At 73.7% G+C, this 25,250-nt stretch carries 21 protein-coding genes and 1 pseudogene; 11 read left to right on the plus strand and 11 right to left on the minus strand.

The window, feature by feature from the left end; all coding sequences use genetic code 11:
- The 3 genes and pseudogenes from ACGFSH_RS33165 to ACGFSH_RS33175 all read right to left on the minus strand — a co-directional run.
- Nucleotides 1-164 (minus strand): annotated as a pseudogene (locus ACGFSH_RS33165) (sulfate adenylyltransferase small subunit); the annotation flags it as partial.
- On the minus strand, nucleotides 161-742 hold the full coding sequence (cysC, locus tag ACGFSH_RS33170; RefSeq protein ID WP_393355234.1) for an adenylyl-sulfate kinase: 582 nt from the start codon (nucleotides 740-742) through the stop codon (nucleotides 161-163). The pseudogene ACGFSH_RS33165 and the gene cysC, both read right to left, overlap by 4 nt.
- 71 nt (nucleotides 743-813) lie before the next feature.
- The gene (locus ACGFSH_RS33175; RefSeq protein WP_393355084.1) at nucleotides 814-1,590 is read right to left on the minus strand and encodes an alpha/beta fold hydrolase; all 777 of its coding nucleotides are present in this window, start codon (nucleotides 1,588-1,590) and stop codon (nucleotides 814-816) included.
- 341 nt (nucleotides 1,591-1,931) lie between these two features.
- Between ACGFSH_RS33175 and ACGFSH_RS33180 the strand changes: the two genes are divergently transcribed.
- The 6 genes from ACGFSH_RS33180 (at nucleotide 1,932) to ACGFSH_RS33205 (ending at nucleotide 10,694) form a co-directional block, all read left to right on the plus strand.
- Nucleotides 1,932-3,644 (plus strand): condensation domain-containing protein, encoded by a 1,713-nt coding sequence (locus ACGFSH_RS33180; protein WP_393355086.1) that lies wholly within the window; start codon nucleotides 1,932-1,934, stop codon nucleotides 3,642-3,644.
- Between the two features lie 85 nt (nucleotides 3,645-3,729).
- On the plus strand, nucleotides 3,730-5,736 hold the full coding sequence (locus ACGFSH_RS33185; protein ID WP_393355088.1) for an FAD/NAD(P)-binding protein: 2,007 nt from the start codon (nucleotides 3,730-3,732) through the stop codon (nucleotides 5,734-5,736).
- Complete coding sequence (pcaB, locus tag ACGFSH_RS33190) at nucleotides 5,733-7,235, plus strand: 3-carboxy-cis,cis-muconate cycloisomerase (protein ID WP_393355090.1); 1,503 nt, start codon at nucleotides 5,733-5,735, stop codon at nucleotides 7,233-7,235. Before ACGFSH_RS33185 ends, pcaB begins: the two co-directional genes overlap by 4 nt.
- A gap of 168 nt (nucleotides 7,236-7,403) precedes the next feature.
- The gene (locus ACGFSH_RS33195) at nucleotides 7,404-8,174 is read left to right on the plus strand and encodes a thioesterase II family protein (protein ID WP_393355092.1); all 771 of its coding nucleotides are present in this window, start codon (nucleotides 7,404-7,406) and stop codon (nucleotides 8,172-8,174) included.
- Nucleotides 8,175-8,184: 10 nt separating this feature from the next.
- Nucleotides 8,185-9,450 carry a beta-ketoacyl-[acyl-carrier-protein] synthase family protein gene (locus ACGFSH_RS33200; RefSeq protein WP_329417936.1) on the plus strand — a complete coding sequence of 422 codons (1,266 nt, stop codon included), beginning with the start codon at nucleotides 8,185-8,187 and terminating at the stop codon, nucleotides 9,448-9,450.
- Nucleotides 9,447-10,694 carry a ketosynthase chain-length factor gene (locus tag ACGFSH_RS33205; protein WP_393355094.1) on the plus strand — a complete coding sequence of 416 codons (1,248 nt, stop codon included), beginning with the start codon at nucleotides 9,447-9,449 and terminating at the stop codon, nucleotides 10,692-10,694. The genes ACGFSH_RS33200 and ACGFSH_RS33205 overlap by 4 nt, the downstream gene beginning before the upstream one ends.
- A gap of 326 nt (nucleotides 10,695-11,020) precedes the next feature.
- Here ACGFSH_RS33205 and ACGFSH_RS33210 read toward each other — a convergent pair whose 3' ends face one another.
- The 3 genes from ACGFSH_RS33210 to ACGFSH_RS33220 form a co-directional block, all read right to left on the minus strand.
- On the minus strand, nucleotides 11,021-11,689 hold the full coding sequence (locus ACGFSH_RS33210; RefSeq protein WP_393355096.1) for a ScbR family autoregulator-binding transcription factor: 669 nt from the start codon (nucleotides 11,687-11,689) through the stop codon (nucleotides 11,021-11,023).
- Nucleotides 11,690-11,702: 13 nt separating this feature from the next.
- The gene (locus ACGFSH_RS33215) at nucleotides 11,703-13,295 is read right to left on the minus strand and encodes an acyl-CoA carboxylase subunit beta (RefSeq protein WP_393355098.1); all 1,593 of its coding nucleotides are present in this window, start codon (nucleotides 13,293-13,295) and stop codon (nucleotides 11,703-11,705) included.
- A gap of 144 nt (nucleotides 13,296-13,439) precedes the next feature.
- On the minus strand, nucleotides 13,440-13,652 hold the full coding sequence (locus ACGFSH_RS33220; protein ID WP_393355100.1) for an acyl-CoA carboxylase subunit epsilon: 213 nt from the start codon (nucleotides 13,650-13,652) through the stop codon (nucleotides 13,440-13,442).
- 285 nt (nucleotides 13,653-13,937) lie between these two features.
- Here ACGFSH_RS33220 and ACGFSH_RS33225 point away from each other — a divergent pair, with 285 nt between their 5' ends.
- Together ACGFSH_RS33225 and ACGFSH_RS33230 are read left to right on the plus strand one after the other, a co-directional pair.
- Entirely contained in the window at nucleotides 13,938-14,936 is a 999-nt protein-coding gene (locus ACGFSH_RS33225) for a ScbA/BarX family gamma-butyrolactone biosynthesis protein (protein ID WP_393355102.1), read from the plus strand.
- 393 nt (nucleotides 14,937-15,329) lie between these two features.
- Nucleotides 15,330-15,638, plus strand: coding sequence for a hypothetical protein (locus ACGFSH_RS33230; protein WP_393355104.1), 309 nt, complete (start codon nucleotides 15,330-15,332; stop codon nucleotides 15,636-15,638).
- A gap of 95 nt (nucleotides 15,639-15,733) precedes the next feature.
- Here ACGFSH_RS33230 and ACGFSH_RS33235 read toward each other — a convergent pair whose 3' ends face one another.
- The gene (locus ACGFSH_RS33235) at nucleotides 15,734-16,621 is read right to left on the minus strand and encodes an NAD(P)H-binding protein (RefSeq protein WP_393355106.1); all 888 of its coding nucleotides are present in this window, start codon (nucleotides 16,619-16,621) and stop codon (nucleotides 15,734-15,736) included.
- Nucleotides 16,622-16,798: 177 nt separating this feature from the next.
- Here ACGFSH_RS33235 and ACGFSH_RS33240 point away from each other — a divergent pair, with 177 nt between their 5' ends.
- Complete coding sequence (locus tag ACGFSH_RS33240; RefSeq protein ID WP_393355108.1) at nucleotides 16,799-17,467, plus strand: ScbR family autoregulator-binding transcription factor; 669 nt, start codon at nucleotides 16,799-16,801, stop codon at nucleotides 17,465-17,467.
- On the opposite strand, the gene ACGFSH_RS33245 is transcribed toward ACGFSH_RS33240, so the two are convergent.
- The 4 genes from ACGFSH_RS33245 to ACGFSH_RS33260 all read right to left on the minus strand — a co-directional run bounded on the left by ACGFSH_RS33245 (nucleotide 17,460) and on the right by ACGFSH_RS33260 (nucleotide 22,760).
- Nucleotides 17,460-19,001, minus strand: a complete 1,542-nt coding sequence (locus tag ACGFSH_RS33245) for an FAD-dependent monooxygenase (RefSeq protein ID WP_393355111.1) — start codon at nucleotides 18,999-19,001, stop codon at nucleotides 17,460-17,462. The genes ACGFSH_RS33240 and ACGFSH_RS33245 overlap by 8 nt on opposite strands.
- 749 nt (nucleotides 19,002-19,750) lie before the next feature.
- Nucleotides 19,751-20,152 (minus strand): DUF6009 family protein, encoded by a 402-nt coding sequence (locus ACGFSH_RS33250; RefSeq protein ID WP_329417960.1) that lies wholly within the window; start codon nucleotides 20,150-20,152, stop codon nucleotides 19,751-19,753.
- The gene (locus ACGFSH_RS33255; RefSeq protein ID WP_393355113.1) at nucleotides 20,149-21,666 is read right to left on the minus strand and encodes a phage/plasmid primase, P4 family; all 1,518 of its coding nucleotides are present in this window, start codon (nucleotides 21,664-21,666) and stop codon (nucleotides 20,149-20,151) included. The genes ACGFSH_RS33250 and ACGFSH_RS33255 overlap by 4 nt, the downstream gene beginning before the upstream one ends.
- The gene (locus ACGFSH_RS33260; protein ID WP_393355115.1) at nucleotides 21,663-22,760 is read right to left on the minus strand and encodes a bifunctional DNA primase/polymerase; all 1,098 of its coding nucleotides are present in this window, start codon (nucleotides 22,758-22,760) and stop codon (nucleotides 21,663-21,665) included. The genes ACGFSH_RS33255 and ACGFSH_RS33260 overlap by 4 nt, the downstream gene beginning before the upstream one ends.
- Nucleotides 22,761-23,365: 605 nt before the next feature.
- Between ACGFSH_RS33260 and ACGFSH_RS33265 the strand changes: the two genes are divergently transcribed.
- Together ACGFSH_RS33265 and ACGFSH_RS33270 are read left to right on the plus strand one after the other, a co-directional pair.
- Nucleotides 23,366-23,905: an ArsR/SmtB family transcription factor gene (locus ACGFSH_RS33265; protein ID WP_393355117.1), complete on the plus strand. Its 540-nt coding sequence runs from the start codon at nucleotides 23,366-23,368 to the stop codon at nucleotides 23,903-23,905.
- Nucleotides 23,902-25,227: an MFS transporter gene (locus ACGFSH_RS33270; RefSeq protein ID WP_393355119.1), complete on the plus strand. Its 1,326-nt coding sequence runs from the start codon at nucleotides 23,902-23,904 to the stop codon at nucleotides 25,225-25,227. Before ACGFSH_RS33265 ends, ACGFSH_RS33270 begins: the two co-directional genes overlap by 4 nt.
- Nucleotides 25,228-25,250 lie beyond the last annotated feature (23 nt).

The raw sequence follows: 25,250 nt of genomic DNA on the forward strand, positions 1-25,250 counted from the left end.
ATCACGATGGAATCCTTGCCACCGGAGAACAGCACCACCGGCCGCTCGAACTCCCCCGCCACCTCACGGAAGATGTGCACCGCCTCCGACTCCAGGCCGTCGAGATGGGAGACCGTCGTGGTGTCCCGCACCGGCCCGGCCGCACTGCGCGTCAGAACCGTCATGCCAGGCCCCTCTCGGTCAGGAAGGCGTGCAGGTCGGCGGCGGTGTCCGCGACCGACCTGCCCTCCGTGCGGAGCCGCAGGTCGGGTTCCTCGGGCGCCTCGTAGGGGTCGTCGACCCCGGTGAGGCCGGTCAGCTCGCCCGCCGCCTGCCTGGCGTACAGGCCCTTCACGTCACGCACCGAGCACACCTCGACGGGAGTCGCCACATGCACCTCCAGGTACTCCGTGCCGTGCGCGGCATGGCGCTCCCGGACCGCGGCACGGGAGGCGGCGTACGGGGCGATGACCGGGGCGAGCACCAGCACGCCGTGGGAGGCGAGCGTCTGCGCCACGAAGCCGATCCGGGTCACGTTGGTGTGCCGGTCGGCACGGGTGAAGCCCAGTTCCTGGGAGAGGAACCGGCGGATCTCGTCGCCGTCGAGCACCTCGGCCCGGCGGCCGGTGGCGGCCAGCCGTTCGGCGACCGCGCGGGCCAGGGTGGTCTTGCCCGCGCTCGGCAGCCCGGTCAGCCACACGGTGGCGCCGCGCTCGCGGGTGGCGGCAGCGGTGGCTGCCTCCGCTGTGGCCCCGGCGGCCAGGGTGTGAGCTGTCGTCACGGTGGTGTTCTCCTGAACGTGAGGTGACGTGCCGGAGGAAGAAGGGAAAGGCGTCAGGCGGTGGCGAACTCGGCCAGGGTCCGGCCGAGGACGTCCATGTCGATCCGGTGCCAGGAGCCGGGCAGTTCCAGCGACCGGCCGTAGGGCAGGGCCGCCGCGGTCGCCTGCGCCGCCGCACGCAGCCAGTCGCCGGTGCCGGTGCTGTTGAGGACGAGCGTGCGGGTGCGATAGCCGGCGAGCCGGTCGGCGGGGACCTCGCAGTCGCCGCAGATCGCCACGTCGTAGGCGAGCGTGTGGGCGTTCGCCTCGTTCACGGCCCAGATGGGCCCCTTGCGCCACTGCGCGACCGTGTCGGGGGTCAGCCCCAGGAAGCTGCCGAGGAAGTACTCGACCGCTTCCGTGCGCCGGTCCTCCTCCATGAGGACCCGCAGCGTCTTGGCGACGTTCCACGGCGGCTTGGGGAAGCCGCCGACCCGGTAGAACGGCTCGTGCAGCGCCAGCCTGGTGATCGGGGCGCCGGCGAGCGCCGCCTCGATCGCGAGGTTCGCCCCCGTCGACCCGGCGAACACCACCGCCGACCCGCCCGCCTCCTCGATGACCGCCTCCAGGTCCTCGATCTCGCGGGCCACGGCGTACTGCGGGGCGTCTCCGCTCTGGCCGCGGCCACGGCGGTCGTAGACGTAGGTGGTGCAGTACGGCGCCAGCTCCGGCACGAGCGCGTCGAAGATCGTGTGGTCGCGGAACGACCCGTTGAGAAGCACGACCGGTGGCCCGTCACCCGCCTTCTCGTAGGCGATCGTGGTGCCGTCACGGGAAACGACCTTGCGCATACGCACTCCTCACGCCGAACGGAGGTGCCCTCACCTCCCCGCCTTGCGGCATCCTCGGGCGCTCCGCTGGACCACGGGTCGAGGAACGGTCGCAAGGCCCTGTACCCCGGTCGTCGCGCGGGCCGTGCGCCACGGGCCCGTGCGCCGCCGCGGGCGGCTCTGCGGCCGCCGCCACCACCGCCCCACGAGCGGGGCCACAGCCGGACTCGACTCGCGGGCCCTGTGATGAGCGTGGCGAGAACGGACCCGAGGACGGCCGCCGGCGGTGCGTCAGGTCTGCGGCGCGCACACGGCGGCGGACCGGGTCCGTCCCGTCCTGCCGCCGAACACAGGGAGACCACATGAGCGACCGGGAGGAACTCGGCGAGGTGCGCGCCGCCCTCGTGTCGCTGCCCGGTGTGCGGGACGCGGCCGTCCACGCGGCCCGGCACGCCGCGGGCACCCTGCGCATCGTCGCCCACGTGGTGACCCGCACCCCGCCCGCCGAGCTGCGCGCCGCCCTGCGGTCACGGCTGCCGTCCCACCTGGTTCCGGCCTGTCTGCACCGTGTCCCGCACATCCCCCTGCTGCCCGACGGCGGAACCGACCGGCGCGCGCTGGCGGCCCTCGCCGCGAGCGGAGCGGACGGGCCCGGCGGCGACGGACCCCCGGGCGCCGTGCCCCCGGCGAGCGTGCCGGTCACCGTCACCCCTCAGCAGCGCGCCCTGCTCCCGGACGCGTTCGCCCAGCAGGGCACCGGCCGCTACGTGGAGCAACTGCACTGGCGCTGGCGGGGGCCGCTGGACACGGGCCGGTTCACGGCGGCCTGGCAGTCGGTGTTCGACCACGAGAGCGTGCTGCGGGCCGCCTTCGACGGGGACGCCGAACCGCGCCTGGTGCTGCACGAGCACGTCCGCGCCGAGGTCGTCCGCCACCCGGCCGGCTCCGTCGGCTTCGAGGAGCTGCGCGAACGCGACCGGCTGCGCGACTTCGACCTGCGCCGCCCGGGCCTGCTGCGGCTCACCCTCCTCGACGAGCCGCGCCCCGCCGACGGCGGCCCGCCGTCCGTGCGGATCCTGCTCACCTTCCACACCGTCGTGCTGGACGGCTGGAGCGTGTCCGTCCTGCTCGACGAGTTCTACCGGGCCTACCTGGCCGGCGGCCGGCTGCCGGGCGGGGACCGGCGGCCCGACTGCCGGGACTACGCCCGCTGGCTCGCCGGTCAGGACACCGCGCCCGCCCGTGACTTCTGGTCCTCGGCCGCCCCCGGCGCCACCGCCCTGGTGCTGCCCGCCGTCGAGGGTCCGGCCACCGGGCTGACCGGGTCCGCACGCGCCGAGGTCCGTCTGGGCGCCGGGCCCGTCGGGCGGCTGCGCGCATGGGCGGCGTCCTGCGCGTCCACCGAGGCCGGCGCGCTCCAGGCCGTGTGGGCGCTGCTGCTGTACCGGGCGGGCGCCCCGGCCGGGCCCGCCGTGGTCGGCTTCGGCGTCCGGGTCTCCGGCCGCGGCGTCGCCCTCGACTCCGTCGAGCGGTTGCCCGGTCTGCTCACGAACTCCCTGCCCATGGCCGTCCGGGTCGACCCCGCGGCGCCCATGGCCGGGCTGCTGGCCGAACTGCGCGACCAGGCACTGGAACTGGCCGCCTACGAGTGGGTGTCGCTGGCGCAGATCCACGAGTGGAGCGGGCGGCGCGCGGACGACCGGCTCGTGGAGAGCCTCGTCGCCTTCGAGCAGCAGCGGCGCGGCTCCGGCACCCTGCGTTCCGCGCTCGCCGCGCGGGGCGTCAGCGTCGACGCGCCGCGCGCGGCCGGCACGCCCACCGTCTTCCCCGTGACCCTGTCGGCCCACCGGGACGGCGACGACGGCCTCGTCCTGGCCGCCGTCCACGACCGGGCCCGGCTCGCCGACGACGACGCGGCGCGGCTGGTCCGCCAGTGCGCCCGGCTGCTGTGCGAACTGCCCGGCCTGGCGGGCGGTTCGGCGACCGTGTCGCAGGCGCTGGCCGCGCTCGGCGACGAGCCGCCGGTGGGGATGGCCCCCGCGCCCGCGGCGACGGCCGCCGGCGGACCGACGTGAGGAGAGCACCGGCCATGTCCCCTCGGCAGCGGCGCGACACCCCGCCCCCGGCCTGCGAAGCACCCGGCGGCCCCGGAGGCACGCGATGAGCGCCGCCGGGCACCTCGGGATCTGCATCGTCGGGGCCGGGCCCCGCGGCCTGTCGGTGCTGGAGCGGATCTGCGCCAACGAACGGGCCGCGCCCTCGCCGCGCCGGGTGACGATCCATCTCGTGGACCCGTGCCGGCCGGGCGCCGGGCGGGTCTGGCGCACGGACCAGTCGCGGCTGCTGCTGATGAACACCGTCGCCTCCCAGGTGACGGTGTTCACCGACGACACGGTCGCGATGAAGGGGCCGGTGGAGCGGGGGCCCGACCTGTACGAATGGGCCCGCACCGTCGTCCTGGCCGGGCCCGCCGACCGGTTCGGCGAGGACACGTACGCCGAGGCGGCGGCCCTGCACCCGGACGCCTACCCCACCCGCGCCTTCTACGGCAGCTATCTGCGGGACTGCTACCGGCGCATCGTGCGCGGTGCGCCCGCCCACTGCCTGGTCGTCGAACACCGCACGCACGCCGTGGCGTTGCGCGACGAGGCCGAGCCGGGCGGCCCGCAGGTCCTCACCCTCGCCGACGGCGTGCGCCTGCGCGGCCTGGACGCCGTGGTCCTCGCCCAGGGCCATGTGCCGCGACGCCCCTCGCCCGAGGAGTCCGCGTGGTCGCGGGCGGCCGCGCGGCACGGGCTGACGTACATCGGACCTGCCAACCCCGCCGACCTCGACCTGTCCGCCGTCCCGCCGGGGCGGGCCGTCCTGATGCGCGGGCTGGGCCTGAACTTCTTCGACGGCATGGCGCTGCTCACCCTCGGCCGCGGCGGAGCGTTCGTCAGACGCTCGGGGCGGCTGGTCTACCTGCCCTCCGGCCGGGAGCCGCTGATCTACGCGGGCTCGCGCCGCGGCGTCCCCCATCACGCGCGCGGCGAGAACGAGAAGGGCCCGCACGGGCGGCACCTGCCGCGGGTGCTGACCCCCGAGGCCGTGGAGGCGCTGCGGCGTCCGGGCGGCGCACCGGCCCGTTTCCGCACCGACCTGTGGCCGCTGATCCGCCTGGAGGTGGAGAGCGTCTACTACGAGACGCTGCTGCGCGCCGAGGGGCGCGTGCGGGAGGCGGCGGCGTTCGTGCCCGCCTACCTCGCGGCCGGAACGGCCGCCGCCCGTGAGCGTCTCGTCGGCCACTACGGCATCGACCGTGCCAGACGGTGGAATTGGGACCTGATCCAGCGCCCCACCGCCGGCCGGCGCTTCCGCGACCGCGCGGACTTCCGGCGGTGGCTGCTCGGCCATCTGGCCGAGGACGTCCGGCAGGCCCGCGCCGGGAACGTCGGCGGACCGCTCAAGGCGGCCCTCGACGTCCTGCGCGACCTGCGCAACGAGATACGCCTCGCCGTCGACCACGGCGGCCTGGACGGCGACTCCTACCGCGACGAGCTGGCCGGCTGGTACACCCCGCTCAACGCCTATCTGTCGATCGGCCCGCCCGTCTCGCGCATCGAGGAACTGCGCGCGCTGATCGAGGCCGACGTGGTCCGCCCGCTGGGCCCCGGCACCCGTGTCACGCTCGCCACGGACGGCGACCGGGCCGTGTTCACGGCCACGGCCGACGACGTGGACGCGCCGCCCGTCCACGCGCGGGCGCTGATCGAGGCCCGGTTGCCGGAGCCCGACCTGCGCGGCACCGAGGACCCGCTGCTGCGCCACCTGCTCGCCACCGGCCAGGCCGCGCCCTACCGGATGCCGACGGCCCGCGGCGGCGCCTACGAGTCGGGGGGCCTCGCCGTCTCCGAACGGCCCTACCACACCGTGGACGCGCACGGCCGGGCCCACCCGCGCCGCTTCGCCTACGGCGTCCCGACGGAGTCCGTGCACTGGGTGACGGCGGCCGGCATCCGGCCGGGCGTCGACTCGGTGATCCTCGGCGACTCCGACGCCATCGCGCGCACGGTGCTGGGCCTGGGCCCCGCCCGCCTGCCCGTCGCCCTCGCCGGCCGCCCCCGCCTTCCCGCCCCCACCGGCTCCCCCGGCCTTCCCGCCGACCTGCTGGAGATGACGCCATGAACCCCCCGACGCCCGTCTTCGACGGCGGCCCGGACGCCGGTCTGTTCTCCCCCGTGCGGGCCGGAACGGCCGTCGAGGAAGCCGTCAGCGAGACGGCCTGGCTGCAATGCATGCTTGACGCCGAGGCGGCCCTCGCGCGGGCCCAGGCCGCCCTGGGCACCGTCCCGTCGAGCGCCGCCGACGCGATCACCCGCGCCGCCCGCGCCGAGCGGTTCGATCCGCGCGCGCTGGCGCTCCAGGCCCGGGAGAGCGCCAACCCCGTCGTGGCGCTGGTGAAGGCCCTGACCGACGCGGTGGCCGCCGACGACCCGCACGCCGCCGAGTACGTGCACCGCGGCTCCACCAGCCAGGACGTGCTGGACACCGGCCTGATGATGATGTGCCGGCGGGCACTGGACCTGATCCTCGGCGACCTGGACCGCACGGCCGGCGCGCTCGCCTCGCTCGCCGGCCGGCACCGCGGGACCGTCATGGCGGGACGCACTCTCGCCCTGCACGCCGTCCCCACCACGTTCGGGCTCAAGGCGGCCGGCTGGCGCCGGCTGGTCCTGGACGCCGCCGCCCGCGTCGGGGCCGCCCGCGACGCCCTGCCCGCCTCCCTGGGCGGGGCCGCGGGCACGCTCGCCGGATACCTGGAGTTCGCCGGGCCGGACGAGAACGGGACGACGTCCGGGCAGTACCCGGACAAGCTCGTCGACGCGTTCGCCACCGAGACCGGCCTGGCCCGCCCCGCCCTGCCCTGGCACGCGCTGCGCACCCCGGTCGCGGACACCGCGGCGGCGCTCGCCTTCACCACCGGCGCCCTCGGCAAGCTCGCCGCCGACGTCCAGGTGCTGGTCCGCACGGAGATCGCGGAGGTCGCCGAGCCGGCGGTCGCGGGCCGGGGCGGTTCCTCCGCCATGCCGCACAAGCGCAACCCCGTGCTGTCCACGCTGATCCGCAGCGCCGCCCTTCAGGTGCCGCTGCTGACCGCGGGCCTGACCCAGTGTCTGGTGACCGAGGACGAACGCCCGGCCGGGGTGTGGCACGCCGAGTGGCTGCTGCTGCGCGAGGCGCTGCGGCTGGCGGGCGGCGCCGCCGTGACGGCAGCCGAGCTGGCCGAGGGCCTCACGCCCGACCCGGCCCGGATGCGCCGCAACCTCGACCTGACCGGCAGTCAGGTGGTCACCGAACGCCTCGCGGCCCGGCTCGCCCCCAGGATCGGCAGGACGCGCGCGAAGGACCTGCTGGCCGGCGCCTCGCTCACCGCGGACCGTGAAGGGCTGCCACTGCTGGCGGTTCTGAGCACCCTGCCCGAGGTGACCGCGCACCACAGCGCCGAAGAGCTGGAGCGCCTGCTCGACCCCACCGCCTACGTGGGCGCGGCCCCGGCCCTCGCGGCCCACGCGCTGACCACCACGCCGACGGGTCCGACGGCGACGGCGGCAGCGGCGTCGTCGAAGGGTTCGGTGCCGCCACCGGTGAGGACGGCCCCCCACTCCACGACGTGCGCCGTCTGAGGACCGGCGCCCGCCCCGCCGTACCGTCGCGGCCGCCGTCGGCAACGGCCCCGCGCCACCGCCGCGTTCGCGCACATGGTTGATTCGAGTCTTCCTCCAGGCACGTCGGCGACGCTCGGAAGCAGCCGATGCGCTCATGCCCACGGCGGCCGAGGAGGTGCGAACACCATGCGGGACGACTCGCCGGTCACGCTCTACTGCTTCGCGCACGCCGGCGCGGGCGTGTCCGGATTCGCGCACTGGCGCACGCAGACCGGCCCCGGGGTGAGCACCGTGCCCGTGATGCTGCCCGGCCGCGGCGCGCGACGCCGCGAACCCCGGGCGACCTCGCGCGAGGAACTGCTGGACGCGCTCCTCGAACCGCTGGCCGGCCAGGTCGCCGACGGCCGCCCGTACGTGCTGTACGGGCACAGCCTGGGCGGCGTCGTCGCCTACACCCTCGCCCGCGCCCTGACCGCCCGGGGGCTGCCCGCCCCCGCCTGCCTCGCCGTCGGCGGGAGCCCCCCGCCGCAGACCGCGTCGCCCGGCCACGAGGACGACCTGACCGACGAGCGCCTGCTGCGGTTCGCGGCCGCTCTCGGCGCGGCGCCCGAGCGTGCGCTCGCCGCCCCCGGCAGCCTCTGGTACCGCCGGGTGCTGCCCGTGCTGCGCGACGACCTCAGACTCGCCCACGCGCTGCGCGCCGACGCGCTCGCCGACCCGGACGGCCCCGTAGCGGCCCCCGTCCTGGCCGTCGGCGGCCGCGACGACCCCGCCGTCGGCGCGCAGACGCTGGACGGCTGGGCCCGCTGGACCACCGGCCGGTTCGTCCGGCGCACGGTCCCCGGTGACCACTTCTTCTTCCGCGGCCCGCACGCGCCCCGGCTGATCGGGCGCGCCTGCCGCGTGGTGCGGCGCACCCGGCTCGTACCTGAGCTCATATTTGGAGGACAACTGTGAGGGACAAACGATGAGGCGGGTCGTCATCACCGGCATCGGGGTCGTGGCCCCGGGCGGCGTGGGCACCCGCGCGTTCTGGGACACGCTGACCGCGGGCCGCACCGCCACACGCGGCATCACCCTGTTCGACGCGAGCACGTTCCGCTCGCGCATCGCCGCCGAGGCGGACTTCGATCCGGTCGCCCACGGCATCGGCGCCGCCGACGCCGCCCGTCTCGACCGCGCCGCCCAGTTCGCCCTCGTCAGCGCCCGTGAGGCGGTCGAGGACAGCGGACTGGCCGGCGCCCTCGACCCGGTGCGCACCGGCGTCACCCTCGGCAGCGCCGTCGGCTGCACCACCGGCCTCGACAACGAGTACGGCGTGGTCAGCGAGAACGGCAGCACCTGGGAGGTCGACCACACCCGGGCGGTCGCCCACCTCTTCGACTACTTCGTGCCCAGCTCCATGGCCGCCGAGGTGGCCGTCGCGGTCGGCGCCCAGGGCCCGGTCTCGCTGGTCTCCACAGGTTGCACCTCCGGCATCGACTCCGTCTGCCACGCCGTCGACCTGATCCGCGAGGGCAGCGCCGACGTGATGGTGACCGGGGCGACCGAGGCGCCGATCTCCCCGATCACGGTGGCCTGCTTCGACGCCATCAAGGCGACCAGCCCGCGCAACGACGAGCCGGAGACCGCCTCGCGCCCCTTCGACCGCTCCCGCAACGGCTTCGTGCTGGGCGAGGGTTCGGCCGTTCTGGTCCTGGAGGAGTTCGAGCACGCCCGGCGGCGCGGCGCCCATGTCTACGCGGAGATCGCCGGGTTCGCCGGGCGCAGCAACGCGTACCACATGACGGGGCTGAAGTCGGACGGCGTGGAGATGGCCGAGGCGATCCGTGCGGCGCTCGACGAGGCCCGCCTGGACGCCACCGCCGTCGACTACATCAACGCGCACGGCTCGGGCACGAAGCAGAACGACCGGCACGAGACCGCCGCGTTCAAGCGCAGCCTCGGCGAACACGCCTACCGGGTGCCCGTCAGCTCCATCAAGTCCATGATCGGCCACTCGCTCGGCGCGATCGGCTCGCTGGAGGTGGCCGCCAGCGCCCTGGCCATCGAGCACAACACCGTGCCGCCGACGGCCAACCTGCACGAGGCCGACCCGGCCTGCGACCTCGACTACACCCCGCTCACCGCGCGTGAACAGCGCACCGACACCGTGCTCAGCGTCGGCAGCGGCTTCGGCGGCTTCCAGAGCGCCATCGTCCTGACCCGGCCGCGACTTCAGGAGGCGGCATGACCACAGCCACACTGGACCGTCCCGCCGTCCGCGCGGACGTCCGGGCCACCCTCGGCTCCGTCGTCACCGGCATCGGCGTCGTCGCCCCCAACGGGCTGGGCGCCGAGGCCTGGTGGGCGGCGACCCTGCGCGGCGAGAGCGGCATCCGCCCGGTGACCCGCTTCGACGCCTCCCGCTACCCGGTGCGCATCGCCGGCGAGGTCCCCGACTTCCGCGACGACGAGCACCTGCCCAGCAGGCTGCTGACGCAGACCGACCGGGTCACCCGGCTGTCGCTGGCGGCCGCCCAGGAGGCCCTCGACGACTGCGGCACCGGACCCGCCGCGCTGCCCGAGTACGGCGCCGGGGTGGTCACCGCGTCCTCCGCGGGCGGCTTCGAGTTCGGCCAGCGCGAGTTGCAGGCCCTGTGGTCCAAGGGCGGCCAGCACGTCAGCGCCTACCAGTCCTTCGCCTGGTTCTACGCAGTGAACACCGGTCAGATCTCCATCCGGCACGGGCTGCGCGGCTCCAGCGGGGTCGTCGTCGCCGAGCAGGCCGGCGGTCTGGACGCCGTCGCCCACGCCCGGCGTCAGATCCGCAAGGGCGCCCGGCTGATGGTCACCGGCGGCGTCGACTCGGCGCTGTGTCCGTGGGGCTGGGCCGCCCACCTCGCCGCCGGCGACCTGAGCCCCGTGCCCGACCCGGCCCGCGCCTACCTGCCGTTCGACGCCGCGGCCCGCGGTCATGTCGTCGGCGAGGGCGGCGCCCTGTTCGTCCTGGAGAGCGAGGCCGCCGCCCGCGAGCGCGACGCCCGCGTGTACGGGGCGTTCACCGGTTACGCGGCCACCTTCGACGGCGCCGGCGCCCCGCGCCTGGGCGACGCCGCGCGGCTGGCCCTGGAGGACGCCGGGGTGCGGCCCGACGAGATCGACGTCGTGTTCGCCGACGCGGCCGGCGCGCGCGCCGCGGACCGCGCCGAGGCGGAGGTCCTGGCGGCCCTGTTCGGCCCCCGGGGCGTGCCGGTCACCGCGCCGAAGTCGATGACCGGACGGCTGCTGGCGGGGGGCGCCTCGCTGGACGTGGCGGCGGCCCTGCTGTCGCTGCGCGACCAGGTGATCCCGCCGACGACCGGGACCGCCGCGCCCGCCGCGGACTGCCCCGTCGACCTCGTCACCGCGCCCCGCGAGACGTCCGTGCGGCACGCCCTGGTCCTGGCCCGCGGCCGGGGCGGCTTCAACTCGGCGGCCGTTCTCAGCGCCGTCTGACCGGGCGGAACCGCCCCCGGGCGGCCCCGCTCCCCGGGGCCGCCGGGACGACATCCCCCGCGTCCCGGCGGCCCCGCCCCCACGTGACGGCGTGAACGGGCGGAAACACGGGCGCACTTGACGGCAGTGCCCTCGACGGCAGCGTTCTCGCCGCCGCGCGCGACCACGGCGCATGAACGCAGAGGGAAGCGGAAAGCGGAAATGCGGGGGCAGTCCCCCGCCCCACCCGGCCCGGCCTGCCCGGCCCGTCGTGCCCTGATCGCAGCGCCATGCCCGGAGGAACCGGCGGCCCGCACCCGGTCCGCCGCCCCCGAGCCCCGGCCCCCTCAGCCCGTCCCGGAGGGGCCGGTGTTCCCGCGGCGGCCGCCGGCCGGGGCCGACGGGGCGGGGCCGCCGGCCGCCACGAGGTCGTCGAGCACGGCGGGCGTGGCCAGTCGCGGCAGCAGCAGGTGCCAGAACCGGGTGACGGTGCGGCGCGAGAGCCACTGCGGGTCCCGCGCGCCCAGCACCTCGAAGCCGGTGGTCGCGGCCACCACCGAGGACGTCACCTGCTCGGGCGTGACCTCGTTGAGCACTCCCTCGCCGTCGGCGCGCTTGAGCGCCCCCTCGACCCACTCGTGCCACTGGCGGTACAGGTCACGGTCGCTGCGGTGGGCCTGTTCACGGCTCAGGTCGAAGCCCGCGCGCAGCACCACGTCCTCGCCGAGCCGGCGGGCCAGGTCGTGCGAGGTGTTCACCAGGAGCTGCAAAGCGTTGCCGACCGCGCCCTCGTGGGCCGTGACGATGGTGTCGAGCCGTCGCGACGCGGCCTCTTCGACCGCGTCGGCCACTCCGGCCTTGCTGGCGAAGTGGAAATGGAGCGCTCCGTTGCTCACTCCGGCCAGCGAGCTGATCGCGGTGAGCGACGCCACGTTGAAGCCGTCCCGGTCGAAGACGGTGGCTGCCGCCTCGATCAGTGCCTCGCGGGTGCGCAGCGCTCGTTCTTGTCTGACCATTCGGGGTGCTCCGTTACTGCGGCGGGTTGCCGTGCTTGCGTGGGGGAAGGTCGGCCTGTTTGGTGCGCAGCATGGCCAGGGACCTGATGAGGACCTCGCGGGTGTCGGCCGGGTCGATGACGTCGTCGACCAGGCCGCGCTCGGCCGCGTAGTAGGGGTGCATCAGCTCGGACTTGTACTCCTTGACCATGCGGGCCCGCATGGCCTCGGGGTCGTCGGCCTCGGCGATCTGACGGCGGAAGATGACGTTGGCGGCGCCCTCGGCGCCCATGACGGCGATCTCGTTCGTCGGCCACGCGTAGGTGAGGTCGGCCCCGATGGACTGGCTGTCCATGACGATGTAGGCGCCTCCGTACGCCTTGCGCAGGATCAGTGAGATCCGGGGCACGGTCGCGTTGCAGTAGGCGTACAGCAGCTTCGCGCCGTGGCGGATGATTCCACCGTGCTCCTGGTCGACGCCCGGGAGGAAGCCGGGTACGTCCAGGAGCGTGACGATCGGGATGTTGAAGGCGTCGCACATCTGCACGAAGCGGGCGGCCTTCTCGCTGGCCTCGATGTCCAGGACGCCCGCGAGCGTCTGGGGCTGGTTGGCGACGATGCCGACGGCCCGGCCGTCGAGGCGGGCGAGGGCGCAGATGATGTTGCGCGCCCAGCGCTCGTGGACCTCCAGGTACTCGCCGTCGTCGACGATCTCCTCGATGACCTTCGTCATGTCGTAGGGCCGGTTGCCGTCGGCAGGGACCAGGTCCAGCAGCGTCTCGGAGCGGCGGGTCTGCGGGTCGGAGCAGGGCACCTCGGGCGGGAACTGCCGGTTGTTCTGCGGGAGGAGGGAGAGCAGGTAGCGCACCTCGGCGATGCAGGTCTCCTCGTCGTCGTAGGCGAGGTGGCAGACGCCGGAGGTCTCGGCGTGGACGTCCGCGCCGCCCAGGCCGTTCTGGGTGATCTCCTCACCGGTGACGGCCTTGACCACGTCGGGGCCGGTGATGAACATCTGCGAGGTCTCGCGGACCATGAAGACGAAGTCGGTCAGGGCCGGGCTGTAGGCCGCGCCGCCCGCGCACGGGCCCAGCATCACCGAGATCTGCGGGATGACCCCGGACGCCCGGGTGTTGCGCTGGAAGATGCCCCCGTACCCGGCGAGCGCGGACACGCCCTCCTGGATCCGGGCGCCCGCACCGTCGTTGAGGGAGACCAGCGGCGCCCCCGCCGCGATGGCCATGTCCATGATCTTGTGGATCTTCGTGGCGTGCGCCTCGCCCAGCGCGCCGCCGAAGATGCGGAAGTCGTGGGCGTACACGAACACCGTGCGGCCCTCGACCGTCCCCCACCCCGTGATGACCCCGTCGGTGTACGGCTTCCTGGCCTCCAGCCCGAACCCGCTCGCCCGGTGCCGGCGCAGCTGCTCGACCTCCTGGAAGGACCCCGGGTCCACCAGCAGCTCGATCCGCTCCCGCGCGGTCAGCTTGCCCTTGGTGTGCTGCGCCCGGGTCGCCTTCTCGCTCGGGCCGGCCAGCGCCTGCGCACGGATCCCGTGCAGCTCGGCCACGCGACCACGCGCGTCCGAAGGTTCGGCGGTCACCTCGAGAACGTCGTTGAGCACCGTCACTGTGCCTCCTCCCTCATGAGCGCGGCCGGACTGTGCCCAGATTAACAAACCGCATATGCGGTTCACAGGGGGCGTGAGGGCGCGCAGACATGAATCAGCCCTGGACAAAGCGCCTGTCGGCCCGCGGCCGGGCGCACCTGTCGTCTATCGCCAGCAGAACGGCGAGCGCCATTGCACGCCGGCCCGCTCCGGACGGCGCCACGGCGGGACGTCGGCGAGCGGCTCCTGCCGGCGGGCCGCCTCCGCCCGCCCTGCCAGCACCGAGCACAGCACGACGGCCACCGCCGCCAGTTCGTCGTCGTCCGCCCGCCCGCGCTCGACCCGCAGCGCGAGGGGCATGACGCCCGTCTCGTCCATGTCCGGCTCCTTCCGGTCCCGGCCACCGTCCGCCACCGCGCTACAGAGACGCTTCACTGCCGCTTGAGGCGCCGGATCGAGCGGCCTGAGCGCCCCGGCCGCCGCCCAGGCCATGACCTGGAGAAACGCTGGAGAATCGACGGACCGCGCACAACCGGGGCGCCCGTCGCGGGGCGCGCCGGCCGAGGTTCCCGCGCGGAGGCCCCGATTCCTCTGGAAACAAACCCGGCTGCCCTTTATTTTTTCCCCTCACAGCCCCATCACCCATCTCGTCCAGGGGGAGCGATGACTGCGAGCACGTTCCGGTTCGAAGGCCCGTCGATCGAGCAGGCAGCGGTACGAGACGCCCAGTCCCCTTTCTTTTGGTCGCCCGCGCTGCTCAACGGTCACCTGACCACGACGGTGCCCCGGGAGCTGGTGCACCGGGCGGCCGTCGCCGAGGTCATGCTGACCGGCTGGCAGCGCCTGAGCGACACCCGGTTCACGATGACCGCCCAGTGGCCGCGCGGCCACAGCTTCTTCACCATGGCGAACAGGACCCACCACGATCCGCTGATGGCCGCTGAAACGATCCGTCAGATCGGCGCCCTGCTCGCCCACGCCGAGTTCGGCGTCCCCTTCGGGCACCAGTTCCTGATGGAAGGGCTGACCCTCACGGTGCATCCCGAGGAGATCGGCGTGGGCCCGGCCCCCGCCGCCCTGGACATCGACGTCACCTGTACCGACGTCAGGAAGCGGGGCGGGCGGCTGACCGGCATGCGCTATGAAGCCAGGGTGCTGCGCGAGGGCCGGCTCGCCGCGTCGGGCCGGTTCTCCTTCACCACCATCGCGCCGGCCGTGTACCGGCGACTGCGCCCGCAGCGCGTGTTCGACCCCGGGCACCGCCCCCTCCCGCTGACGGCTCCGGTGGCGCCGTCGACCGTGGGCCGCCTCTCGCCCACCGACGTGGTCCTCTCCCCCACCGGCGAGCCGGACCGCTGGCAGCTGCGCATGGACACCCGCCACCCCGTCCTCTTCGACCACGAGGTCGACCACGTCCCCGGCATGGTGCTCCTGGAGGCCGCCCGCCAGGCCGCCACCGCGGTCCTCGGCGGAGCCTCGATCCTGCCGGTCGGCCTCGACTGCGAGTTCCACAGGTACGCGGAACTGGACCTGCCCTGCCTGATCGACGCCCTGCACCTGCCCCAGGACGCCCCCGACGCCCCGGAAACCGTCCTCGTCACCGGCCACCAGGACGGCCGGCCCGTCTTCACCACCACCCTGAGAGCCACCCCGTCCGACTGACCCACCCAGAACACCCAACCCCCGGACCTGCCCTGCCCCCCACCAGGTCCGGGGTACCCCAGGCGGGGCCGTTCCGGGCCCGTCGGACCGCGTCGTCCTCCCCGGTCGACCGCGGACAACAGGATCGGCCGAGGCGACCCCGTGATCACCGCGGGGGGCACCGCGGCGGTCGGCACCGGAACGCGCGCCGGGACAGGAGCCGTGCGCACATCGACGACCTGGCCCTCATCGCCCTGCCGAAGCCCAAGGGCATCCGCGCCAAGTCCGCGCCACCGCACTCCTGTTGCACAGGGACTCATCTCGCTGCCGGACGCCCGCTCACCGACGCAATCCTTGAATGGAATCCTTGGATATATTCCTTGACTTCAACCCAAGGGTTGATACCTTGGGTTAATGCCAATCAATGAGAAGCCTCGCCTCATCCCGACCGGCAAGTGCTGGTGCGGCTGCGGGAAGGACGTCGGCCTGGGCAAGTTCTTCGCCGCCGGCCACGACAAGATCGCCGAAGCAGCCCTCATGGCCCTCATGTACGACGGGTCCGTCGCTCAGCTGCTCCACGCCCATGGCTTCGGCTCGCACCATTCCGTCCGCCATGCCGCCGTCAGCGATCCGGACTGCTCGTGGGAGAAGTGCGCCGACTGCAACTACAGCGGCGCCCCCGCCAGCATCACCAACCACCGCAAGAAGGATCATTCCTCCTGACGCCACGCCGGCTCATTGCCCGGGGCGCCAGCGCGAGCTGATACCGCCTGGCCTGTTCCGGCCGTCCGCCGGTCGATCGGTGTCGGACCGGGTGGTCACCCCGCCAGTGGAGTGAGCGCCGGCGTCGTCGGCTCGTCGGTCCTGAACGCCGCGAGGTGGTCCTCGGCCCAGGTCGCGAACGGGCGGGCCGGGCGGCCGGTCAGGCGGTGGACGGTGTCCTCCACGCGCACCTTGGCCCCCGCCCGCTGCCGTCGCGCCGACGCAAGCAACGCCTCGACGACGGGCGCGGGATGACGCCTGCCCAGCAGGGCGCGGGCCCTGTCCGGGGACAGTTCCTCGAAGCGCAGGGGGCTGCCCAGCAGCCGGGCGAGCTGGGCCGTCTGCTCGACCGCGCTGATCGGCGCGGGCCCGGTCAGGGTGTGGATCCGCCCTTCGTGACCGTCCTCGGTCAGTGCGCACACCGCCGCCGCCGCCACGTCCCGCGGGTCGACGCACGCGTTGACCGACGTCCCGTACAGGGCGCGCACCACCCGCTCGGCGGCGATGGGCCGCGCCCAGGACAGGGTGTTGGACATGAAGGCGCGCGGGCGCAGCAGCGTCCACCGCATCCCGCTGTTCACCAGCAGGTCCTCGTTGGCGCGCTGCCAGCGGGTGACGAGGTCGTCCGCGTCGGTGTCCGCGACGGCGGCCGCGGACACCTTTACCACGTGCCGCACCCCCGCCGACCGCGCGGCGCGCAGGAAGCGCGCGTCGTCGTCGCCGCCCACCCGGTTGGTGAGCAGGAACGCCCGGCTCACCCCCCGAAGAGCGCGGTCCAGCGACCGCGGATCACCGTAGTCGCCGGTCACGATCTCCGCCCGGTGGGCCGCCGCCCGCTCCACGCGCGCGGGATCCCGGGCCAGTACCCGTACCGGGAGGCCGGCGGGGAGCCCCCGCAGCACCTCCCGTCCCGTGGTGCCGGTGGCGCCTGTCACGAGAATCACCGCTGTCCTCCTGTGCTGGTACGGCACCGGAATGCGAAGCGCTTGCTGCCCGACTCTTGAGGCGGCGCGCACCACCGGTTGTAAGATACAAACTGGGCGGTTTTTTGAGGAAGTCGGCCCTGAGCTCCGCTGACCGATGCTGACCGATGTGATCTCCACGAACGGGAGGACCGCCAAGTGGTGAAGCAGGAGCGTGCGTTCCGCACGCGCAGGACCATCCTCGAGGCGGCGGCGAAGGTCTTCGAGGAGCGCGGCTACCAGGCCGCGACCATCTCCGAGATCCTCAGCGCCGCCGGTGTGACCAAGGGCGCCCTGTACTTCCACTTCGAGTCGAAGGAACAGCTGGCCCAGGGCGTGCTCAACGAGCAGGACCAGCGGTTCGTGATCCCCGAGCGCGCCTACAAGCTCCAGGAGCTGGCGGACGCGGTGCTGCTGCACGCCTACCGCCTTCAGTCCGACCCGATGGTGCGCGCGGGCGTCCGGCTGAGCATGGACCAGCACGCGAAGGGCCTGGACCGCAGCGGCCCCTTCATGCGCTGGAGCTCCGTGTGCTGCGGGCTGCTGGAGAAGGCCCAGGACCAGGGCGAGCTGCTGCCGCACATCGTGCCCTCCGTGACCGCCGACATCGTGGTGAGTACCTTCGCGGGCGTGCAGTCGATGTCCCAGGTCGTCAGCGACTACCAGGACCTGGGGTTCAGAACCTCCGCACTGCTGCACCATCTGTTCCCCGGGATCGCCGGGCCGTCCGTTCTCACCCTGCTGGACCTGTCCGAGACACGGGGCGAGGCGATCTACGACGAGATCCGGCGGCGTCTGGACCGGCAGCCGGCGGCCGCCGTCAGCTGAACGCTCCCGCGCCCGTCACGGCCAGCCGTTGCTCGGCGCGGGCCGGGCGGGCGCCGAAGTACAGCTCCAGCGCGTCCTCCAGACGGTCCCCGCCGGGGGCGGAGGCCCAGGCGACATACCCGTCGGGCCGCACCAGCAGGGCGTCGTACGGAATCCGGTCGGTGGGTTCGACGTGGACGGTGCTCACCGCCTGGGCCCAGTCGCGGGCCTGTCCGGCGTAGCGGCCGCCGGTCTCCCCGAACAGGAGCAGCAGCGGCCGTCCGGCCCGCAGGAGCCCGATCACGTCCGCCCGGCCCTCGCGGGTGTGGAGGGACATGTTCTGAAGAAACCTTCCTTCCCATGGGGAGGCGTGCCGGGTGCGCGCGGGGAGCACCATGCCCTGACCACTGACCAGATCGCTGAGGTGCCGGCTCCCCCCGTCCGCGGCGACCAGTCCGGCGAACAGGGCCTGGAGGGCGTCGATCTCGGGTCCGGAGCGCATCAGGGCGAGCTGGGCCCGCGTGTTGTCGATGACGCTGCGGGCGGCGGGCCGGCGCTCCGTGTCGTAGGTGTCGAGCAGGTCGTCCCCCGCGAGCCCGCGCACGACGAACGCGAGCTTCCAGCCCAGGTTGAGGGCGTCCTGCACGCCGGTGCTCAGCCCGAGGGCGCCGACGGGGAAGTGCATGTGCGCCGCGTCCCCCGCGAGGAAGACCCGCCCGTGGCGGTAGGAGCGGGCGAGCTGGGCGAAGTCGCTGAACCGGCTGAGCCAGCGCGGCCGGCTGAACGCGATCTCCTTCCCGGCGATCCGGGCGAGCTCCTCGCCCAACTCCCGCGCGGTCGGCGGCAGATGACGCTCCGGATGGGCACGGGAGCAGTCGAGGGTCTTGACGTGGGTGCCGGCGCCGGGGATGTCGCGGGCGACGATCCAGCCGCGCGGGGTGCGGTGCCAGCCGGACGGCAGATCGTCCTCGTCCTCCAGCGTCACCAGCCCGGCCAGCCCGGAGGTCGTGGCCGGATAGGTCTGCGAGAGAAGCCCCGCCAGCTCCCTGACCGTGCTGCGCCCGCCGTCCGCCCCCACCAGATACCGGGCCGTGCACTCCACGGGTCCCGACGGGCCTTCGGCCAGAACGCGGACGCCGTCCTGGTCCTGGCCCACCTCGGTCACCCGGTGCTCCCGCAGGACCCGCACGCCCGCGGCCCGCGCCCGCTGTTCGAACAGGCGCTCCAGCTCGGCCTGCGGACGCTTCAGGAGAGGGCCGGGCTCCGAGGCCGGGACGGTGAGGGACAGGCCGGGTATGCCGGCGAAGCGGAACGGGGCCTCGGTCACCCCCGTCGCCGTCGCCGCCCTGGGCACCAGCTCACCGAAGTACCCACGCCGGGCCAGCCCTTGCAACGCCCTGGCATGCAGCACCGAGGCCTTGGGCCGCTCCGAGACGGACGCCCGCGCTTCCAGCAGAACGGTGCCGACCCCGTAGTCCCCCAGCTCGGCCGCCAGCAGCATGCCGACGGGGCCTCCCCCCACGATCACGACCTGCGCACGCACACGACTGTTCACCGTAGGACCTCCCCTTGACCTCGATGGGCAGCGGCAGGGGTTCCGGGGGACGGCAAGGGCCGGTCCGGCCTGGGAGAAAACACACGCATGCACGCCCCTCCCCCTGCTGTGACGTCGGAAGCCGGCCCGTCCGTCCGGCGGCCGGGGCGGCTGTCGCCAAGGAATATACCGATTGGACGGTTCTTTTCAAGGCCTGCACGATGTCACGAATCGGGACCGTTCACCGCACCCCCCGAAGACGATCACCACCCTGCCCACAACAGTTCCCGCCAGCAACGCGGACCTCCGGAGCGCCACCGGCACCGCGCCAGGAGAGCGAATCCTCGCGAGGCCCGCGCCGGTCGCCGGAGGAAAGCGCTCACCTGCATAGGACGACGGCAAAACCGCTCCCTCACGGAGCCGCCGTCAACGAGAACGGGCCCGCCTGCGGGCCACTGCACCGGCGCACCCCCCTCGTGTGCTCTCGCGAACCGCCACCGCACCCGGAGCGGCCGCACCCGAGGGCCGCGCGACCGTATACGGAACCCGCGCCGCCGTATACGGAGACGGTGCGTCCCCCCTCCGGGAACCGCGCGGCCGCTCACCGGAGCGGAGTACGGCGGAGAACCCGGCCCGCGCTCTCCGCTCTCCGAGCGACCGGCGTGTCCGCTGCACCGCCTCAGCCTGTTGCGCCGCCTACGCCGCCTGTGCCGGCTGAGCCGCCTGCCGCTCCCGCGATGTCCATGCCGCGGGAGCGGCGTGACGCCCGCTCAGAGCCACAGCTTCTTCCCCGGGTCCCGTACCGCCGACGACAGCGGGCCGCCCTCCGAGCGTTCCGTCTTGCGTCCCTTGCTGCCCGGCGACAGGGTGCGCGGGTCGACGGCCTCCGCGGGCGCCCCGGTGGCGTACAGGCCCTGCGGCTCGGCGTCCCGGTCGTGCGGCAGCAGCCAGAAGACCCGGCGGCGGAAGGTGCCCGACGAGCGGGAGGGCTTGGCCTGCGGCCCCAGCAGCGCGTATCCGACCATGCGCCCGTCGCGGTGGTAGGCGGGCTTGCCGCGCCGGGTCGGCAGCCGGTCCAGGCTCTGGCGGACGTAGTCGAGACCGGCTATGTCCTCCAGCCAGACCAGTCCGGCCTCGTGGAAGATCTCGTCCTCTCCGATGAGAGCGCTCATGCTGTCTCCTCGTCGGCGACCAGTCCGATGCCCGGGTAGTACTTCCGCTGGTTGGACAGGATCATCTCCTTGGGCGAGGCCAGTCCCACGACCTCGCGGACCCTTGCCGCGAAGGCGCGGGACGAGACGGCCGGGGCTCCGTCATTCTGACACCACGTCTTGTAGGCGGCGTACAGCTGGGCCTGCTCCGCTCTCAGCGGGGGCTCGAGCCGGCACGACTCGCTCAGGAACCGGCCGGTGTGGTCCTCCGTCTCGGCGTAGGCGGTGGTGGCGATCCTGACGCGCTCGGGACCGGCGAGGTCCCGCTCACCCGACAGGTACCGGCGGGCGCCCATGATCAGCCAGTTGAGGATGCCGGGGCCCTCCTCGGTGACGAGGACGTCCGCGAGATTGTCGATCTTGCGGTCGTCGGAGACCACGCGCTCGAACGGGATGAGCCGCATCCGGCGCCAGAACGCGAAGCCCCCGGTGCCGACTTCGGGCCGGTGGTTGCCCAGGAGCCACAGCTTGTGCGTCGGGGCGAAGCTGAAGAAGTCCTGGCGCATGCGGCGGGCCTTGATGCGGTCGCCGCCGGTGAGCAGCTTCACGCGGGCCTCGTCGAAGCGGTCGCCGGGCTTGACCTCGCTGCACACGATGACGCGCCGACCGTGCAGTTCGGCGAGGTCGGTGGGGTGGCCCTCGTAGGGGCGGGCCATCAGGAAGCCGGGCGGGGCCGCGTCGGCGTAGTCGCCGAGCAGCTTCACCAGGGCGTCCAGCAGCACCGACTTGCCGTTCTTGCCGGAGCCGAACAGGAACGGCATCACCTGGCCGCCGACGTCCCCGGTGATGGAGTAGCCGAGCAGCAGGTGCAGGAAGCCGATCATCTCCGCGCCCTCGGGGCCGTCGCCGAAGGTGTCGGTGAGGAACCGCTGCCAGCGGGGGGTGGGTATGGGCTCGGGGGCCACGGTGGTGGAGCGGGAGTGGAAGTCCTTGTTCGGGTCGGGGGTACGGAGCTGCCCGGTCCGCAGGTCGACGATGCCGCCCGGGGTGCACAGCACGTACGGGTCGGCGTCCAGCAGGGCCGCGCCGAGGACCATGCCGGGGGCGGATCTGGCCTGGGTGAGCATCGCGTTCATGCCGCTGGTGCTCAGGGCCCGTCTGCGGTGCTGTTGCAGGGCAGCCGAGGTGAAGTGGCCGCGCGGGTCGGTGGACGCCAGGGACTCGGCCAGGTCGCCGGCGGCCCACATCACGGTGTCGTCCTCGTCCATGCGCCAGCGGGTGCCGTCCCAGCGGAACCAGCCGAGCCCTGGGACGTGCCGGTAGTCGCTCGCGTACAGCTTGACGAAGAGCTTGGCGTTGCCGCGGTCGCTGAGGGTGTCGGGCAGCAGCCCGTCGGCGCTCACCTCGCCCTGCCCGGCGCTCGCGCCGCCCCCGGTGCTCGGCGGGGTCTTCTGCTTCTGCTCGGGCTGGGCGTACAGGATCTGGGCGGCCACCGCCTGCGGATCGAAGAGGGTGTTGCCGTTGCCTGACGTCATGAGCGCCCCTCCGAGTGCAGCGGTCGCAGCGTGCCGGCGTTCACGCCGCTGCGGATGATGGCTTCATAGCGCCGCTGCTGTCCCGGACGGGCCAGCTCGGCCGTCTCCCGCAGCAGGCGTTCCGCCTCCGTCCCGTCGAGCCGTCCGGCGGCCATCAGTCCCCCGGCGGTGTACGCGGCACGGTTCAGCTTCTCGGTGAAGCCCGCGCCCTCGGGTGCGGCGGCGCAGGCGGCCACTTCGGCGAGCAGTGCGGTCAGGAGGCGGACGGCGCCGTCCTGTCCGCCCCCGGCGGCGAGGACGGCCTGCCGGGCCCGCGGCGGGACCGGCCGGGGCGACGGGACGGCTGCGGGCGGCAGATGTCCGGTCCGTTCGAGTTCCCGGGCCAGCCAGTCCGGCAGCGGGGCGGGCTCCCGCACCCTCCCCACGGGCCGGTACACCCCGGCCTCGGTCACGGTGCCGGGGGCGACGATGTACCCGCCGTGCGCCCGGACGTCGACCTGCCAGGCCAGCGCGCGGGTGCCCGACCCGGTGGAGCACTGCCAGCGATGTCCCGGACGGGCCCGGTACCACACGTGCAGTCCTCCCGAGGGGGTGCGGACCCGCAGGGTGGTGTCGTCGTCCGCCGGCGTGACGGCGTCCCGCAGCGCGGCCAGGACGCCGAGCGTGTGGAAGCCGTCGGCCAGTCCCGTCAGGTCGACGTCCGGCCCGATCCCGATGCCTGGCAGCAGCCGGTCCCGCTGCGGCAGCAGGCGCTCATGGGCGTCGATGTCGAGGACGACGAGCCCGGCGGGCCCGCAGGCGATCCCGACGCCCAGGCCGGGATGACCGCCCCACCACTGCTCGACGCGTTCGGCGTCCAGCGTGGCGGCGTGGAACCCGTGGCACCAGCGACCGGCCGCGGCGCAGCCGCACCCCCGGTACGTGTGTCCCGGCGTCCGGCAGACGTCGCAGTTGCCCGCCGGGGTCTTGCGTCCCGGCGCGAGCGGATGAACCGGCCAGCCCCGGGCCGCGCACCATCGGGCGATGGCCAGCGACCGGCCGGTTAACGCCGGTTGTGGTGCATGACTGCGACACTCCCCCAGCTCAGAGGCCATCGCACCCCCCGTCAGCGACCCAAGCGACTGAGCAACGAGGACAGAGTAGCGAAGCGGACGAGCGGCGAACCGGGTTCTTCTGGGGGCCCAGCGACTGAAGTGCAACCACCCCAGCGACCCAGGCGTCGCCGGTCGCTCTCCACGCCACGAGAGAAACCGCAGGTCGCAGCCTCGAAAGCCAAGAATCAGCGACCGAAGCGACTCTAGGTCCCTATATATGACGCACACGCGCACACGCGCACGCACGCGCCAATGCCCTCATATACCCGACCCTTGAGTCGCTTCAGTCGCTGATCACCCCAACCCAGGCCCCTGACCTGGCACTTCCCACCAGCGACCGGGAGCGACCCAGGCACACTCCGGTCGCTGCCCGTCGGTCGCTCCCCCGCCTCGACGAGTCCGGCCACAATGACTGAAATACCATCAGGTTTTTGCACGGCCCGATGGACAGCGACTCAAGCGACCCTGAAGCCGACCTCCGACGGAGGCCGACCCGCCCCCGACCGGACGGGCCTGCGACGGACACTCCCCTTCCCCCTGAGCGGATGAAACGCGTTGGTGAAAACCCCTTGCCCAATGGTCAAGAAACGTTGACCATTGCTCACATGCCCACCGACGACCTTCCAGAGACGTTCCACGTCACCACCGACGAACAACTGCGCGCCGTCTCCAACCTCACCCGTCACCGCATCATGGCCGCGCTCCGCTTCGAACCCGCCACGATCACCCAGCTCGCCGACCGGGTGGGCCTCGCGAAGGGGAGTTCCAGCTATCACGTGCGCCTGCTGGAGCGGGCCGGCCTGGTGAAGGTGGTGCGCACGCGGAAGGTCCGGGGCGTGACCGAGCGGTACTACGCCATGGCCGCCCGGACGATCGAGCTGCCCGATCCCGGCGAGGGAGGCCCGGACCTGCTCATGCGGCACGCGGTGGCTGACCTCGAGGCGGCCCCGGCGGCCGGCGAACGGCACGTGCGGATGGCGCATCTGCGGCTCACCGAAGAACAGTTCGCGCAGCTGGGCGCGCGGCTTCAGGCACTGGCCGACGAGTACCGGGAGCTGTCCGACCCCTCGCTGCCGGACGCGTCACTCGTCTTCGCACTGTTCCACCCGACACCGCGCGCGCAGTCCGAGGAGGACGCCAAGTGACCTCAGAAGCCCGGAAGTTGCCGCAAGGGTTCGGACGGCTGTGGACCGCCCAGACGATCTCCTCACTCGGCGACGGGGTGACGCACGCCGCCCTGCCGCTGATCGCGCTGACCCTGACACGGGACCCGATGGCCCTCGCCGTCGTCACGGCCGCCGGAACACTGCCCTGGCTGCTCTTCGGGGTGCTCGGCGGTGCGCTGGTGGACCGCTGGGACCGCCGGAGCACGATGTGGGTCGCGGACACGGCGCGGGCGGTACTGCTCGCGATACCGGCGGCCGCGGTCGCGCTCGACGCCCTGAGCATTCCGCTGCTCGCGGCCGTCGCCTTCCTGCTCGGCCTCGGCGGACTCTTCTTCGACACGGCCGCCTCCGCCTTCCTGCCGGATCTGCTCCAGCGCGACCCGGCCCTACTGGAGCGCGCCAACTCCCGCCTGCGAGGCGCGCAGACCGCCATGTCCGGCTTCGCGGGCCCGCCCGCGGGCAGCGCCCTGCTCTCGCTGGGACGCGCGGTTCCGCTGCTGGCCGACGCGGTGTCGTTCCTCCTCTCCGCACTGCTCGTCCGCTCCCTGCCCGCCATGCCCCGCCCGGTCGCGCAGGCCCGCGAGTCCCTCCTCCGCCAGGCGCGGGCCGGAGCCTCCCACGTCTTCCACGATCGTGTGCTGCTCGGCCTCGCGCTCCGCCCCGCGGTCGGCAACGTCGCCTTCATGGCCGTGGAGACCGTCCTCGCCCTCTTCGCGCACGAGCGCCTCGGCGTCGACGCCTACGGCTTCGGCCTGCTCCTCACCGCGGAGGCCACCGGCGGTCTGCTCGGCGCCGGCCTCGCCTCCCACCTCGGCCGGCGCCTCGGTACGGGCACCGCGCTGACCTGCACGGCCGCGGTCGAAGGGCTCGCCATCCTGGGCCTTGCCACAACCTCGGCCCCGTTCGTGGCCGCGTTGGCGCTCGCTGTCTGCGGGGCCGGCATGGGCGCCACGATGGTGCTCGGCCCCTCCCTCCGGCAGGCGATCGTCCCGGCCGGCCTCATGGGCCGGGTCGCTTCCACCTCCCGCATGCTGGCCATGTGCGCCGCGCCTCTCGGAGCGTTCCTCGGCGGCTGGCTGGCCACCGCCTACGACATCCGCACCCCGTTCTACGCGGCCGCGGGCCTCCTCCTGACGATGACGGCCGTCACGGCGTCCATGACCAGCAACAGCCGAGTCGAAGCAGCCCTACGCGCCGCAGCCGCCACCCCGGCCCACGACCCTGCCCTCAAGGGCGAGGAGACACCCGAAGATCCCACCCGGGAGAGCGCACCCGCCGTGAACGAACGCACAATGTCATGACGCGGGACGAGAACCCGCTCTTC

This window comes from Streptomyces sp. NPDC048481 (assembly GCF_043200075.1).
Taxonomy (GTDB): Bacteria; Actinomycetota; Actinomycetes; order Streptomycetales; family Streptomycetaceae; genus Streptomyces.

Coding starts and splice junctions, on each gene's coding strand:
- ACGFSH_RS33225 (WP_393355102.1), top strand. CDS start 13,938: ATGACTGCGAGCACGTTCCGGTTCGAAGGCCCGTCGATCGAGCAGGCA.
- ACGFSH_RS33175 (WP_393355084.1), bottom strand. CDS start 1,590: ATGCGCAAGGTCGTTTCCCGTGACGGCACCACGATCGCCTACGAGAAG.
- ACGFSH_RS33205 (WP_393355094.1), top strand. CDS start 9,447: ATGACCACAGCCACACTGGACCGTCCCGCCGTCCGCGCGGACGTCCGG.
- ACGFSH_RS33200 (WP_329417936.1), top strand. CDS start 8,185: ATGAGGCGGGTCGTCATCACCGGCATCGGGGTCGTGGCCCCGGGCGGC.
- ACGFSH_RS33260 (WP_393355115.1), bottom strand. CDS start 22,760: ATGGCCTCTGAGCTGGGGGAGTGTCGCAGTCATGCACCACAACCGGCG.
- ACGFSH_RS33265 (WP_393355117.1), top strand. CDS start 23,366: ATGCCCACCGACGACCTTCCAGAGACGTTCCACGTCACCACCGACGAA.
- ACGFSH_RS33230 (WP_393355104.1), top strand. CDS start 15,330: ATGCCAATCAATGAGAAGCCTCGCCTCATCCCGACCGGCAAGTGCTGG.
- ACGFSH_RS33220 (WP_393355100.1), bottom strand. CDS start 13,652: ATGGACGAGACGGGCGTCATGCCCCTCGCGCTGCGGGTCGAGCGCGGG.
- ACGFSH_RS33185 (WP_393355088.1), top strand. CDS start 3,730: ATGAGCGCCGCCGGGCACCTCGGGATCTGCATCGTCGGGGCCGGGCCC.
- ACGFSH_RS33255 (WP_393355113.1), bottom strand. CDS start 21,666: ATGACGTCAGGCAACGGCAACACCCTCTTCGATCCGCAGGCGGTGGCC.
- ACGFSH_RS33210 (WP_393355096.1), bottom strand. CDS start 11,689: ATGGTCAGACAAGAACGAGCGCTGCGCACCCGCGAGGCACTGATCGAG.
- pcaB (WP_393355090.1), top strand. CDS start 5,733: ATGAACCCCCCGACGCCCGTCTTCGACGGCGGCCCGGACGCCGGTCTG.
- ACGFSH_RS33180 (WP_393355086.1), top strand. CDS start 1,932: ATGAGCGACCGGGAGGAACTCGGCGAGGTGCGCGCCGCCCTCGTGTCG.
- ACGFSH_RS33250 (WP_329417960.1), bottom strand. CDS start 20,152: ATGAGCGCTCTCATCGGAGAGGACGAGATCTTCCACGAGGCCGGACTG.
- ACGFSH_RS33195 (WP_393355092.1), top strand. CDS start 7,404: ATGCGGGACGACTCGCCGGTCACGCTCTACTGCTTCGCGCACGCCGGC.